This is a genomic window from Sphingomonas sp. NFR15 (genome assembly GCF_900103265.1).
GTDB lineage: Bacteria > Pseudomonadota > Alphaproteobacteria > Sphingomonadales > Sphingomonadaceae > Sphingomonas > Sphingomonas pollutisoli.
Map to the genome: position 1 here is coordinate 100,945 of NZ_FMWX01000002.1, position 14,078 is coordinate 115,022.

Consider the following 14,078-nt stretch of genomic DNA (forward strand, 5'->3'; position numbering starts at 1 on the left):
AACACATTGTCCGCCGTTCCGATCGGTTCAGAACTTGTACGTGATGCCCAAGTAATAATCACGACCATAGCGCTGGTAATCGATCACCTGACGCGGGTCGTCATTCTGGTAGGTCACGAACGGACGATCGGTCAGGTTCTTCGCTTGCGCCAGGATCGCGAAATTCTTGAGGAAGCCGCTCTGGAATTCATAGCCGATCTGCGCATCGAGGATCGCTTCGGCACGCGCCGTGCGATACGTCGGTGTCGCCGACAGGCCCGCGACTTCCGCCAGGAAGGACGAGCGGTAGCGATAGTTCACGCGCGCCTGGAACCCGTGCTTCTCGAAATATACCGTGCCGCTGCCGGTCCACTTCGACAGGCCGGGCAAGGTGATCGCCTGCGTCGGGTTGCTCGCGAACTTGATCGCGGAGTCGGTATAGTTCCCCGATACGAACACCCCGAACCCGTCGAGCGCCTCGGCGATCATCTTGAACGGCACCGATACGGTGCCCTCAAGCCCGATCACGCTGCCCCGCCCCGTGTTGGCCGGGGCGGAGACCACGCCGTTGGTGAGGCGGTTGCCGGTCACGATCGCCTGCTGCGCTTGCGTCAGCGCAGGCAGCAGCGCCGAGAAATCATAGGAATAGGCGTTGTTCGGATCGACGAAATCGGTGAGATGCTTGTAATATCCCGACAGCGCGACATAGCCGCCGCCCCGGAAATATTGCTCGAACGACAAGTCGATGTTGGTCGATTTGTAGGGCCGCAACGCGACATTGCCGCCCGTCGAACTGAACACCGGGTTGAGGCCCGGATTGGTGTTGCCAAGCTGGATGTTCGAGGTGTTGATCGCGACATCCTGCGTCACGCGCTCCTGGTCCAGCCGCGGCCGGACCATGGTCTGCGAGGCGCCGATCTTCACATAGCCCAGCGGCACCAGTTCGACCGCCATTGTCGCCGACGGCAGCACGTTGGTGTAGCTGACCTTCTGCGATGCCGGCGCGTTGGTCACGACGCCTGCGACGACGCTGGCGATCTGCCCATCCGACCGCTGCTCGCTGCGGACGACTTGTGTGCCGATCGAGCCCTTGAGCGCCTTGCCCCCGACCTCGCCGTCGATGTTGATCTTGGCATAGCCGGTATAGACATTCTCGATCACGACATTGTCGCGGACCAGCGAACTCGGGCGGCCATCATAAGCGCTGTTGTAGCTGTTGTTGTACAGGTACAGCGGGTCGAGCGCGAGCGCGGCGGGAACCCCGAGATAGGCGAGCGGAACCGTGCCGATCACCGCCTCTGACGGGATCGTGGCCGAGGTCTCGGCGGCGTTGCTCACCAGGCACGTCGTTCCAGTCGCCTTGGGGCACAGGAAATAGGATTGGTAGGCACTGGTCTTTTCACGCCGGCTGTAATTGCCGCCGACTTCCCAGCTCTTGACGATGCTGTTGTCGAACTCGCCGTTCAGGCTGGCGCGGAGCGACTTGAGATCGTCCTTGAAGCTCGGGCGATTGAGGAAACCCGCCTGAACCACCGGCTGCGTGCCGTTATAGCCCCAACCCTGCGGATCGGTCAGCTTGAAGATGTTGGTATTGGCATAGTCGAGCGTCGGGACGACGCGATAGGCGCCATTGCCCTGCCGCGTCAGGTTGACCGTGTCGCCGACCCCCGACGCGCCATAGCCCGTGCCGGTATAGGTCTCGAGCAGGAAGTCGGTCCGCTTGGCGTGGCTCCAACTGGCGTCGACGTTCAGATGAATCGTGTCGGTCAGCTTCAGGTCGTTGTTCCAGCCGAGCGAGTAATTGTCGGCCTTGCGCTGATTATAGTCGTTGCGCTGGATGGCATGGACGTTGGTGAACTGGATCGTGTCGGCGAACCCGCCCGACGCGGTGACCGCGCCGCGATGCGCCGCCGTGGCATAGCCTGCCGAGGTCGGGTCGTTGTTGACGTTGCCGTCGAGCGGGAACTCGATTCCGCGCAGATGCTGCGTCTCCTCGAAATGCGAATAGAGCGCGTCGAAGGTCGAGTGAAACCGGTCGGATGGCTGCCATTCGATCGTCGCCACGCCGCCATAGCGCTTCAACTCGTTGGACTGGACATAGGGCTTTGCACCGGTGACGATGAACGGGCTCGCCGCCGTGCCCGCGCCATTATAGCCCCAGGCGTTGTAGCGTTCGTCCTGCGACGGTGCCGAGGTCGCCGAGCCGCCGATCGCAATGCCGAGCGTGTCGTTCGCGAACTTGTCGACATAGGTGGCCGACACGCGATAGCCGTAGCGCGAACCGTCGGGATTGAGCTTGTCGATCCCGTTCATCTGGCCACGGGCGCTGACCGCGATGACGCGCTTGGGCTGGTCGAGCGGGCGCAGCATCCGCAGATCGACCGTTCCCGCGATACCGGCGGCGATCAGCGACGCATCGGCCGATTTGTAGACGTTCACCGTCTTGAAGAACTCGGAAGGATATTGGTCGTATTCGACACCGCGATTGTCGCCGACGGTGACCTGCTCGCGACCGTTCAGAAGCGTGGTCGAAAAATCGGGGCCGAGGCCACGGATCGAAAGACGCTGGTCGCGGCCCTCGAGCCGCTGGGCGGTAACGCCGGGCAGCCGCGCCAGCGAGTCCGCGATCGACACGTCGGGCAGTTTGCCCACGTCCTCTGCCGAGATGGAATCGACGATCAATACCGACTGGCGCTTGATCTTGGCGGAGGAATCGAGACCGGCGCGGATACCCGTCACGACGACGTCGCCCGTCTCAGGCGCAGGCGCGACCGGCCCGGCCGGCTGGGGATTCGGCTCGGCCTGGATGGGCGTCGCCTCGATCTGCGCCGGCGCGGTGCTGTCCGCGTTCGCGGTGCCGGGCGCAATCTGGGCGTGGACGGTGCCGGGCAAGAGCATGGCGGCGACAAGTGCGGTCCCGCTGACGCGGAGCGCAAGACGGCTACGCGCGGGAGCGCCGCGCGGCGTGGAATTGATCATGATGGTCCCCTTCGGCGGGGTCCGGCCCCGCGCATCCTCGACAGGTGAAGTCTGTGTCCTCGACGTCATTGAAGCGCGTCGAATTGCTGAAGCGGCTATATGCGCGCCAGCATCGTTGCAAAAGGAACGGGCATACGTATTCAAGGATTATGCATACTGCCTGCCCCCCGTGCGGCGTCGTCCCCGCCGCCCGTCCGCGATGACCAAACGCCCGACCTCGTTCGACATCGCCCAGCTCGCCGGCGTGTCGCAGCCGACCGTCTCGCGCGCGCTGCGCGGGATGAAGTCGGTTAATGTGCAGACCCGTCAGCGGATCGAGGCGATCGCGAAGAGCCTGCATTATGCCGTCGACAAGAACGCCTCGTCCTTGCGCAGTCAGGCGTCGAACACGCTCGCCCTGCTGTTCTTCGAGGAGCCGGCCGATGACGATGCCACCATCAACCCGTTCTTCCTCTCGATGCTCGGGTCGATCACCCGCGCCTGCGCGCGCGCGGGTTACGACCTGCTGATCTCGTTCCAGCAATTGTCGGGCGACTGGCACGTCGATTATCAGGACAGCCACAAGGCCGACGGCATCATCCTGCTCGGCTATGGCGATTACGAGACCTATCGCGCGCGGCTCGACCATCTCGCCGAGCAGGGCACGCATGTCGTGCGCTGGGGTGCGATCGGTACCGGCCCGGCGGGAATCACGGTCGGCTCCGACAATCGCGGCGGCGGCGCGCTGGCAACCGCACACCTCATCGGGCGAGGACGGCGACGGATCGCGTTCCTGGGCACGACGGATGCCCGCTACCCCGAGGTCAGCGACCGCTATCACGGCTACCGCGACGCCTTAGCGGCAGCGGGATTCGTCGCCGAACCGGAACTTCAGATCGACGCGGTCACCACCGAAGCGGCCGGCCAGGCGGCCGTCGAGGAACTGGCGCGGTGCGGTATCGGCTATGACGCGATCTTCGCGGCGAGCGACAGCATCGCGATCGGCGCGATGCGCGCGCTGTCCATGCAGGGGCGCACCGTGCCGGGAGACGTCGCGATCGTCGGCTTCGACGACCTGCCCTCCGCGCAGCTCACCAGCCCGCCGCTGTCGAGCGTCACGCAGGACACGCGCAACGCGGGCGAAGCCCTGGTCGGCACGCTGCTCGCGCGCTTACGCGGCGAACCGGTCGACACCGCGCCGCTGCCGACGCGGCTCGTCGTTCGCGCCAGCAGCGGAGGATAGCGCGCCCTCTCATCAAGAGGGCGAAATTGCACAGGCTCAGTCGTCGAACAGGAACAGGTTCAGCGTGAGCCGCCCGATCAGCGGGTCGGCGCTCAACGTCACCTTGGGCGGCAGGTACGCGCAGTGCAGCATGTTCCCCGAATAGATCAGTGCCCGATTGCGCCGCCCCGCATGTAGCGCGATCTGCTCATAGAGCGGCGTGTCTCCCGCGATATACGCAGGCGCGGGTATGCCGTGCGTTCCCACCCCCTCCTCCAGCGCCGCCTTGAAAGAACCGAGCCGCGCGGAATCGACGCTTTCATAGCCGGTGGCGCGCTGGCGATAGAAGGCGGTGCCGCCCTGCTGCCCCTCACCAAGGAACAGCAGCACGGCGATCCGGCCCGGCTCGACACCGTCGAAATGCGGCAGCCGTTGAATCGGCGCGAGATCGGCCGGCCGGGTGGTCACCAGGGAATAATAAGCCTCCGAGACCGCCGGCGCCGGGTCGAGCCCGAAATGCTGCGCCAGCAACGGCGCGACACGCCGCCGCATCGTCTCGGCGAGCCGCGCCGGTGCGGGTGCGCGTATGCCGGGATAGTGCGGGCCGATTTGGCCCATCTTCAGGCTCGCCGCATCGTCGCGCAGCACGTCGGGGTCGGGCCAGAAATCGTCGATCACCACCAACGGGCGCTGCTCGGTGCCGTGCAGGTGGAGGATGGGATCGCGCATGGCGCGGCATGTGCCGGATCTCGCCACCCGCACGCAAGCGCCGCCATGCACCGCGTACCTGCGGTATTCGTATGCAGGGTTGTGCCGGTGGTCATCGGGCGGCAGGCTCGAACACGCGGATCGTCGTGCCGACAAGCGACGACCGATGGGGAGTCGAGTCTTGAACGAGAAACCAGTGCAGGGCTTCGCCGGCCTGTGGGACATCAGCTTCGGCTTCTTCGGGCTGCAGATCGGCTTCGCGCTCCAGAACGCGAACATGAGCCGCATTTTCCAGACGCTCGGGGGCTCGCTCGATGACCTGTCTTATCTCTGGGTCGCCGCGCCGCTTACCGGGCTGCTCGTCCAGCCAATCATCGGCCATTACAGCGATCGGACCTGGAACCGCTTCGGCCGCCGCCGTCCGTATTTCTTCGCTGGCGCGGTTCTCGCCGCGCTCGCCTTGTTCGTGATGCCCGAGGCGCGGATTCTGTGGTTCGCGGCGGTCACCCTCTGGGTTCTGGACGCTTCGATCAACGTGTCGATGGAGCCGTTCCGCGCCTTCGTGGGGGATATGCTGCGCAAGGATCAGCACACCGCCGGCTACGCGCTGCAGACCGCGTTCATCGGCGCGGGCGCGGTGGTCGGTTCGATCTTCCCGTTCGTTCTTTCGCGGCTCGGCGTGTCGGAGGATGCGATCGGCGGCGTCCCAGACACGGTACGCTACAGCTTCTGGTTCGGCGGCGCGGCGCTGCTGCTCGCGGTGTTGTGGACGGTCGGCAACGTCCGCGAATACAGTCCCGAACAAATGGCCGGCTTCGGCGAGCGCGCGCCGTCGGGGGCCGAGCCGGTCCGTGCGCTCGCCGCGCGCGGCTTCGGCGGCGCCATCGCCTGGATCGTCGCGGGAGCGGCGGTCACCGCCGCGGTGCCCGAGTTCGCGCTGCAAAAGGAGCTGTACCTGCTCGGCGCGCTTCTGATCCTCTACGGGGCGGCGAGCATCGCGGCGATCATCCTCGCGCGCGGCGGCGCGGCCGGCAACGCGCTCAGCACGATCGTGGGGGACTTCTCGGAGATGCCGGAGGTGATGAAGCGGCTCGCGCTCGTGCAGTTCTTTAGCTGGTCCGCGCTGTTCATCATGTGGATCTTCACCACGCCGGTTGTCGCGCAGCGCATGTACGGGTCGAGCGACCCGACCAGCGCCGCCTATAATGCCGGCGCCGACTGGGTGGGCGTGTTGTTCGCCACCTATAACGCGATCGCCGCGATCGCTGCGCTGCTCATCCTGCCGGGGCTCGCCAGACGGATCGGCAAAGTGAAAACCCATATCGTCTGCCTGTCGTGCGGCGCGGCCGGCTTCGCGAGCTTCCTGGTGGTGCGCGATCCGCACCTGCTGCTGCTCAGCGAAATCGGCATCGGTGTCGCCTGGGCCTCGATCCTCGCCATGCCCTATGCAATTCTCGCCGCCAGCCTGCCGCAAGCCAAGCTCGGCATCTACATGGGGCTGTTCAACGTGTTCATCGTCATTCCACAATTGCTGGTGGCGACCGTCATGGGATCGGTGCTCAAGGCCTTTTTCCCCACCCAGCCGATCTGGACGATGGCGTTCGCGGCGGTCGTGCTGGCGATGGCCGCGCTCGCGATGCTACGCGTGCCCGAAACCTCGGGCGAAATGGCGGTAACCGCATACTAGGGGTTCATGTGCGGAAGACCGACCGGCAAGAACCGAGCGCGCTTTCCGCTCAGGGCACCGAAAGCGCTGCGTCCAGCCGGGCCGGGAACTGCGCGAACAACGCCCCGGCGAGCTTGCCGGCCACCGCATCGGGCGTTCCCGCGCGCGTCCCCTCCACCTGGGCGGTGACGGCGCTTCCGCTCCACACCGCGCGCTTCTCGCTCCGCAGCAGGATCGTGACCTTGAGTTCGGTGAGAACGAGGCCCCGGAGTTGATCTTTCCGGGTCGGCAATCGCATCCCCACGCCGACGCCCCAATTGGCGATCCCCGCCGCCGGCGCCGTCCCTTTGGTGCCGGAGGTCACGACGCCTTCGGACTTTCGCGTCACCGCGATGAGCGCGATGTAGCGGCTGTGGCTCGGCGCCGGCAGCGGGATGAAGTTCGCCTGCACGCTCGCCGCCTGGACCGCGTCGGCGAACACCGGGTCCGTATCACGCGCCGCCGCATCGCTGTCGCGCTCGACCGTTATCGTGCCCGGCGTAAGGTCGGCGGGCGCGCCGTCGAGCGGTGTCGCCGCGCCGAACAGGCCGGCCATGATCCACGGGAGCCACATCGTGTTGCCTCGCTCTCGGCGCCGATCCGCCCGCGACCGTGTCTAGAAGGCGCTGGCCCGGGAAACAAGCCGATAGCGCCCGGCCCGCCTCGGTCAGCCGCACGCGAATGCACGCGAGACGCCGGCGGAGAAAACGGGCATGATACTGCGAAACGGCCATAATGGAGAGCGCGGTGGAGAGCGATGTCACGAGACGCGGTGTAATGGGATTGGGCCTCGGCGCGGCGCTGACGATACCGGCGGCAGCGAGTTTCGCCGCCGCCACGCCGGCGCGGGCCAGGGCGCCGGGATCGGTCGGCATCGCGGTGGTCGGCCTCGGCAAGCTGAGCCTCGGGCAGATCCTGCCCGCGCTCAAGCTGACGAAGAATGCACATCTCGCCGCACTGGTCAGCGGCAAACCCGAGAAGGCGCGGAAAGTCGCCGCCGAGTTCGGCCTGCCCGACACGGCGATCTACACCTATGACACGTTCGATCGCATCGCCGACGATCCCGGCATTCAGATCGTCTACATCGTCCTTCCGAATTCGATGCACGCCGAGTTCACGATCCGCGCGTTCAAGGCCGGCAAGCATGTGCTGTGCGAGAAGCCGATGGCGGTCACGCTGGAAGAGTGCGAGCGCATGATCGCGGCGGGCAAGGCGGCGAAGCGCCAGTTGATGATCGCCTATCGTTGCCAGTTCGAGCCGGTGAACGTCACCGCGATGCGGATCCTGCGCGACGGCACGATCGGCACGCCGCGCCTCGTCAGCGCGGTGATGGGCAAGCAGACCGATCTGTCCGATCCGTCGGACGCATGGCGGCTCGACATGGCGATGTCGGGCGGCGGCGCGCTGGCGGACATGGGCATCTACGGCATCAACGCCACGCGCTATCTGCTGCTCGAAGAGCCTGTCGAGGTCCGTGGCTGGGCCCGCACCGACCGGAACGATCCGCGCTTCAAGACCGTCGATGACATGATCGCCTGGCAGATGCGTTTCCCCTCGGGCGCGATCGGCGAAGGTTCCTCGTGCTTCTCGCAGCCCGGCACGATGTCATGGCAGGCGATCGGCAGCGACCGGCGGCTGGTCGCCGATCCGGGCTGTTTCTATGGCGGCAACACGCTCAGGATCGTCGGCGGCAAGGGCGATGTCCAGCCGAGCGTGGCCGAGATCGACCAATTCGGCAACGAGATGAACTGGTTCGCGGACGTGGTGCGCGGGCGATCGCCGAACATCGCGCCCGGCGAGGAAGGCATGCAGGATATGCGGATCCTGCATGCCATCATGCGATCCGTCGCGAACGGCGGAGCGTCGGTCAAGATCGACGCCGGCTACAAGCGCGCCCACGATCCCGCGACCACGGTTGGTATCCGCACGTCGATCTGAGCGGAGTAGTGGCAAGGCGAAGATGGAATTTTCCCAGGATCACGGGGACGGCCGCCGCCGCCGCCTCTCCCTCCCTTCGTTACAGCCGGAACCGCACGCCGGCCGAGAACAGGCTCGCTTCCCAGCGCACGTCTCGCGGATATTCCGGCGATTTCACATAGCTGTGATACGGCGTTTGCAGCAGGTTGGTCGCGTCCACGGTGAAGGTCACCTTGTCGGTGATATTGTAGCTCGCCGACAGGTCGAGACGGCCCACCGCGTCCGAATAGACGGTGGTGAAGACGCCCGGCGCGCCGAAGCCGTCGACGTTCGCGCTGCGATAATTATACGCCAGGCGCACGCTCGTCGGCCCGAGTTCGTACAGGCCGATGATGTTGAAGCTGTATTTCGACACCCCCGGCAAGGTGTTGCGGCCACCCGCGAAGTTCGCCGCGGGCGGGAGCGTCTGCTGGCCGTCGATATAGGTGAAATTGGCCTGCGCACCGAATCCGCGCAGGGCGCCCGGCAGGAAGTCGAAGAACGTCGTCGCCGCCGCCTCGATGCCCTTGATCTTGCCCGATCCCGCGTTCGACGGGCGATACACTAGAATGTCGCCGAAGGGCGGCGTGTTCACCACCTGCGGCAAGGAATTGATGAAGCCCTGGATCTCACGGTAGAAGCCGGCGACCGATACCGATCCGGTGCGCGAGAAATAATATTCCAGCGACGCGTCATAATTGTTGGAGCGGATCGGTTGCAGTTCGGGGTTGCCGCCGTTGCCGGTGTAGGAGATGTTGCCGCCGATCGTGCCCTGCTGAACGGTCAGCGTCGGGTTGATCTGGTTGAAGCCCGGCCGGCTCAACGCTTCGGTACGCGACAGGCGCAGTTTCAACCGGTCGGTGAAGTGCACTTGCGCGCTGATGTTCGGCAGAATGTCCACATATTGCTGGGAGGAGTCGATCGGCACCAACACCGTGCCGTTCGCGGTCGGCAGCGAATTGGTGCCGTTCAGCTTGTTGCGGGTGACGATGACGCGTGCGCCGATCGCGCCGTCGATCGGAACACCGAGGTCGAACGCATATTTCAGTTGCGCATAACTGGTGAACACCTGTTCGCGTGCCTTGAAGGCGGAGAGCGGGTTGAGCAGCGGCCGTTCCGAGGCCCATGCCTGCCGCGTCGCCGGGTCGGCGCTGGTACGGGCCAGCGCCTGCCGGACGTAATCGCGCACGTCGTTGATGCGGTCGTTCAGGATGTCCGAGTTGGGCGCGAACCACGAGCGGAATTGCTGCACGTCATCGTTGTGAAAGCCGGGTTCGATCACCGCCCCATCCGACACACCGGGCACGCGCGAGATCGGATCACGCAAGCTGGCGAGCGAGGCGTTGCGGTCGCCGTACACCGAACTGGCGGTACGATTGGCGTAGCGCACGCCGAACTGGAATTTGGGAAACAGCGGCGATCCGGTGTCGAGCGCGACATTGCCCTGCCACTGCCACTGTTCGCCCTCGGAGCGCTGGCGGTTCTCGTACAGACCGCGCATGTAATAACTCGCCGGGTTCGCGAAATCGACGCCGCTCGGGGTGAAATCGACGCCGCGTTCCGCATTCAGCCGCACCGCCAGCGACAGCGGGTTCGCCAACTGCGTCTGGAACTCGTAGTACGTGTTGTCGACGATCGACTTGGTGTACGCGAGATCGGTGGTGAACACGGCATTGCCGATCTCCCACTTGGCGCCGAGCGCACCCTGGAACGTATCGGTCTTGTTGCGGCCGGCCTGTTTGGTCGGCCCGTTGACGATGCCGAGATCGGTATCGAACGACGCGAGCGTCGTGCCGTCCTGTGTCAGCACCGCGTTGCGGATCGTCGGGGGGTTGCCGCCGGTGGTGCTCGATTGGATCGGCACGCCGAAGAAATCATTCGCGGTCTTGTTGCGATAGGCCAGCCACAGCCCATCGGCGTAGATCATCAGATTGTCGGCGGGTTTCCACTGGAGCGATCCGTTGACCGATGGCCGCTGCCGCGTGCCGCGGCCATAAAACAGGCCGATATCCTGCGGAAAGGTGAAATCGCGCCCCACCGACGCGGGCAGGATCTGCTGCGCGGCCGGAACATTGTCCTGAAACCCCTGGTAGCGGACCGAGTTGAGGTAGCGCGTTTGCGTGAAGGACACGTTCACCAGCGCGCCGATCTCACCGATGCCGGTCTGCCAGCGATCGCTCACCAACAGGCTGCCGATCGGGTCGAGCTTGCGGGATTCGGTGTTGTAGACGCCGCGCGCCGCGCCGGCGAGCTCGAAGCCCTTGAAATCGAAGGGACGGCGCAGCCCGACGTCGATCAGGCCGGCGATCCCGCCCTCCAGATTGTCGGCGGTCGTCGCCTTATAGACCTCGACACGCGACAGCGCCTGCGCCGGGAAATCCTGGATCGATACCGACCGCCCGTCGGCGGTGAAGATTTCGCGGCCCTGCACCGTCGTCTGCACGTTGGGCAGACCGCGGATCAGCACGCCGTTCGCTTCGTCGAGATAGCGCGTCACCTGCACGCCGGTGATGCGCGCGATCGCTTCGGACGCGTTGTTGTCGGGAAACTTGCCGATGTCCTCGGCGACGAGCGCGTCGATGATCGCATCCGAATTGCGTTTGATGTTCTGCGCGTTGCTCAGGCTGCCGCGAATGCCGGTGACGACGATGTCGTTCGGTGCCGCAGCCGCCGGGGGCGTAGTGCCGGTCACGGTATCGGCATCCGGCTGCGCCTGCTGCGCGCTCGCCGGCGTGGCGGCGGCCAGCGCGAGCGCGGAAGCTGCGGCGGATGCATATAGCGGTGCGGCCAGCTTGGTCTTGATCTTCATCTTTCCCTCCTCTTGTTTATGGTTGTTTGTCGCTTCGCCTCATCGATCGGCGGGAGATGCCTTTCCCGTCAGCGGCGTGACCGTGATCCGGTCGATGTTGGGGGCGAATTTCGAGCGCAGCAGCACGTCCGGCCACACGCGCGAGGCATAGGTCTTGCCGCCCCAATCGGGGTGTTCCTCGCCGGAGAAGCGGATCGTGTTGGCGCCCGCGCGTAGCGTGACCGGCACGGTCATCTCCCACCAATTGTTGCGGTGGAAGCTGTTCGGGAAGGTCGCCAGCAGCGGCGCCGCTTCGTTGATCGAAATGCGCGCGACGCGCGCGAGCGGATCGGGATTGTAATGCGTGGCCTTCGACTGCTCGTCGTTGGAGAAGCGCACCGTCAGCGCATAATCGCCGGCGCGATCGACCACGACCGACGGAAAGGTCAGCGTGTTGGCGTTGCCCGGCGCGCCGCCGATGTCGAACACGCCGCGTCCGCCGCTCGCGAGCGACGCCGTGGCGATCCGTGCGGTGCCGCCGATCCGGCCGGCCTCCGCCTCGTAGCTGCGCCCCGCCGCGCCGGGCAGTTCGGTCACCCGCAGCCGCCGAAGCCGGGTCGCGCCGGTCACCACCACCTTGTTGATACCGGCGAAAAGGAATGCGTCGGCGGTCATGCCGCCCGCCATGTCGCGTCCGTTGACGTGCAGAACGGCGGCGCCCGCCGCATCATCCAACGCCAGCCGCGCGAGCCCGTCGCGCGGAGCATAAACCCAGAAGGTCGCGCGTCCACCCGGCGCCACCGCGATGCTGCCGTCGCCTTGCGAGGCGGATGCACCGTCCAGCATCGCGTCCTGCGCCTCGTACAGCGCCGCTTGGCGGGCCGGCTGCGCCGATGACAATGTGATCCGATCGACCAGCGCGTTGCCGGTCGTCCGGCGGCGCCCGTCGAGGCTGCGCGTCGCCAGCGTCAGCACGTGCCGGCCACGCGTCAGCGCGAGCACCGTATCGGCATGATCGAGCACGGACGGCTTGTATCCGAGCGGCAGCAATATTTCGGTTTCGCTCGCCGCCTTCCCGTCCACACGCAGGAACACATTGGTCGGCCCTTGCCCCGCCGCCTTCGGATCTTTGTTGAAGGTGCTGGCGAGGATGCGAACGTCGTACCGGCCGTCGCGCGGGACTTCGACCGCGAAGTCGAGTCCGGCATTCGCGCCAGTGGCGAACCCCTCCACCGAATAGCCGCCAGAGGTGTAGAAGCGATCGACCGCCTGGGGCGAACCCTCGGGGCCGCGCACTTTCAGCCCCGTGCCCATTCGGCGGGCCTGCTCCGCCTCGTAATCCTGCCGCCATTCCGCGAGCGGCGCGCTTTCGGCAACGGCCGCGCCGCCGGGCGTGAGCACCAGTTCATAGGCCGCTTCCTCGCGCAGCGCCGGCATGCCGCCCTCCCCGAAGGCGAGCGTGACCATGCCGTCGCGTACCGGCACGTCGCGCTCGGTCACCAGCGCGGGCGGCGCGGAGTCGCCGATCTGCCCGGTCCAGCCGATCTCGCGCACGCGGACCCGCGCGGCCGAGCCGAACCACGCCGGCACCTTGTTCAGAACCACCCGAGCCTCGCCCGAGCGGCCACCGAAAAGCAGCCGCATCTGCCGCCGCGCCGGGTCGAGCGTCGCCAGCCCCTGCAACGTGTAGCTTTGATCGGGGTGCGGCGGGGTGACGGCCAAGGTGTGGCCGCTCATCGTCGCGTAGCTGTTCAGCAGCCACCATTGGCCGTTGCCGCGGTTGGCCTGCACCGCGGAGTCACTCAGATTGCCGTCGATGTTCCAGTAGGCGATGTCGGCATCGATCTTCGAATCCTCGATCGCGGCGATCCATTGGACCATCTGGCCGGGCACCGACGTGTGGTAATTATAGGCATATTCGTTGACGTTGATCGGCAGGTGCCGCCCCTGCCAGCGCGTGCCGGCGAACAGCCTGTCCTCCCATTCGCGATACCGGCGCACGCTGGTGCGGACGGTGGCTGGATTGCTCAGTTCGTGCCAGGTCATGACATCGGGCACGGTGCCCTGCCGGATCGCGTGGGTCAGGAATCCTTCGACCTCCGGGAACAACTGGCTGGTGTTCGGCCCGGCGACCCGCGCGCCGGGCAGCGTCGCGCGGATCAGCCGGACGGCCCGGTCCCATGCGTCGAAGAAGGCGGTCGGGTCTTTCTGCCAGCCGACGCCGTTGCAGCTCTTCGGCCCGTCGCCGAACATGTTCCCTTCGGGTTCGTTGAAGGGGATGAAGACGATGCGGTCGCGATAGCGGGGTGGCAGGGCGCGCACCTGCTCGACCTGCGAGCGCAGCTTGTCGAGATACGCCGTCACCGACTGCGCACAGTCGTCACTCTTCCAATTATACGGGAATTCGCGGGTGATGTCGGTCATGTAGATGTAGGTGTCGCCGCCCGAGGCGTCGGTGAGCAGCGTGGACACTTCCAGCGCGTCGGCGCCGGGATGCTGCGGCCCGTCCTGCGCCTTGGTCGATACGGTGCGAAGGCCGATCCCCTCGATCAGATTGGGGTGCGGCAGGCGCGCGTCGTACAGGCCGTAGAGCGTGCCCGACGCACCGCCGTGGAAGGCGCCGGTGTCGCTGCTCAGGTCGATCTCGATCTGCTCGGCCGGCTGGGCCATCGCGGGCATCGCGCAGGAGCCGAGCAGCGCGGCGAGCAGAAGCCGGGCGGTGATATGGCGCATGGTACGGGGTTCCGCTTGGTCGGATTGAA

The 14,078-nt window shown here is 66.0% G+C and carries 8 protein-coding genes; 3 read left to right on the forward strand and 5 right to left on the reverse strand.

Features of this window, described 5'->3' with window-relative positions:
* Positions 1-27: 27 nt before the first annotated feature.
* Positions 28-2,958, reverse strand: a complete 2,931-nt coding sequence (locus BLS81_RS05905) for a TonB-dependent receptor (RefSeq protein WP_256326093.1) — start codon at positions 2,956-2,958, stop codon at positions 28-30.
* A gap of 199 nt (positions 2,959-3,157) precedes the next feature.
* Between BLS81_RS05905 and BLS81_RS05910 the strand changes: the two genes are divergently transcribed.
* Positions 3,158-4,180: a LacI family DNA-binding transcriptional regulator gene (locus tag BLS81_RS05910; RefSeq protein ID WP_093222933.1), complete on the forward strand. Its 1,023-nt coding sequence runs from the start codon at positions 3,158-3,160 to the stop codon at positions 4,178-4,180.
* Positions 4,181-4,216: 36 nt separating this feature from the next.
* On the opposite strand, the gene BLS81_RS05915 is transcribed toward BLS81_RS05910, so the two are convergent.
* The gene (locus tag BLS81_RS05915; protein WP_093222051.1) at positions 4,217-4,888 is read right to left on the reverse strand and encodes a DUF6445 family protein; all 672 of its coding nucleotides are present in this window, start codon (positions 4,886-4,888) and stop codon (positions 4,217-4,219) included.
* 160 nt (positions 4,889-5,048) lie between these two features.
* Between BLS81_RS05915 and BLS81_RS05920 the strand changes: the two genes are divergently transcribed.
* Positions 5,049-6,554 (forward strand): MFS transporter, encoded by a 1,506-nt coding sequence (locus tag BLS81_RS05920; protein ID WP_371128251.1) that lies wholly within the window; start codon positions 5,049-5,051, stop codon positions 6,552-6,554.
* 49 nt (positions 6,555-6,603) lie between these two features.
* Here BLS81_RS05920 and BLS81_RS05925 read toward each other — a convergent pair whose 3' ends face one another.
* Positions 6,604-7,146: a hypothetical protein gene (locus tag BLS81_RS05925; protein ID WP_093222056.1), complete on the reverse strand. Its 543-nt coding sequence runs from the start codon at positions 7,144-7,146 to the stop codon at positions 6,604-6,606.
* Positions 7,147-7,319: 173 nt separating this feature from the next.
* On the opposite strand from BLS81_RS05925, the gene BLS81_RS05930 reads away from it, so the two are divergent.
* Positions 7,320-8,510: a Gfo/Idh/MocA family protein gene (locus tag BLS81_RS05930; protein ID WP_256326094.1), complete on the forward strand. Its 1,191-nt coding sequence runs from the start codon at positions 7,320-7,322 to the stop codon at positions 8,508-8,510.
* A gap of 79 nt (positions 8,511-8,589) precedes the next feature.
* Here the strand turns inward: BLS81_RS05930 and BLS81_RS05935 are convergent, their stop codons facing one another.
* Positions 8,590-11,337: a TonB-dependent receptor gene (locus tag BLS81_RS05935; protein WP_093222061.1), complete on the reverse strand. Its 2,748-nt coding sequence runs from the start codon at positions 11,335-11,337 to the stop codon at positions 8,590-8,592.
* Positions 11,338-11,376: 39 nt separating this feature from the next.
* Complete coding sequence (locus tag BLS81_RS05940; protein WP_093222064.1) at positions 11,377-14,049, reverse strand: carbohydrate-binding protein; 2,673 nt, start codon at positions 14,047-14,049, stop codon at positions 11,377-11,379.
* Between the last annotated feature and the right edge of the window lie 29 nt (positions 14,050-14,078).

Excerpts from the sequence above, each read along its gene's own strand:
- BLS81_RS05905 (WP_256326093.1), bottom strand. The coding sequence starts at position 2,958 with ATGATCAATTCCACGCCGCGCGGCGCTCCCGCGCGTAGCCGTCTTGCG.
- BLS81_RS05910 (WP_093222933.1), top strand. The coding sequence starts at position 3,158 with ATGACCAAACGCCCGACCTCGTTCGACATCGCCCAGCTCGCCGGCGTG.
- BLS81_RS05915 (WP_093222051.1), bottom strand. The coding sequence starts at position 4,888 with ATGCGCGATCCCATCCTCCACCTGCACGGCACCGAGCAGCGCCCGTTG.
- BLS81_RS05925 (WP_093222056.1), bottom strand. The coding sequence starts at position 7,146 with ATGTGGCTCCCGTGGATCATGGCCGGCCTGTTCGGCGCGGCGACACCG.
- BLS81_RS05935 (WP_093222061.1), bottom strand. The coding sequence starts at position 11,337 with ATGAAGATCAAGACCAAGCTGGCCGCACCGCTATATGCATCCGCCGCA.
- BLS81_RS05940 (WP_093222064.1), bottom strand. The coding sequence starts at position 14,049 with ATGCGCCATATCACCGCCCGGCTTCTGCTCGCCGCGCTGCTCGGCTCC.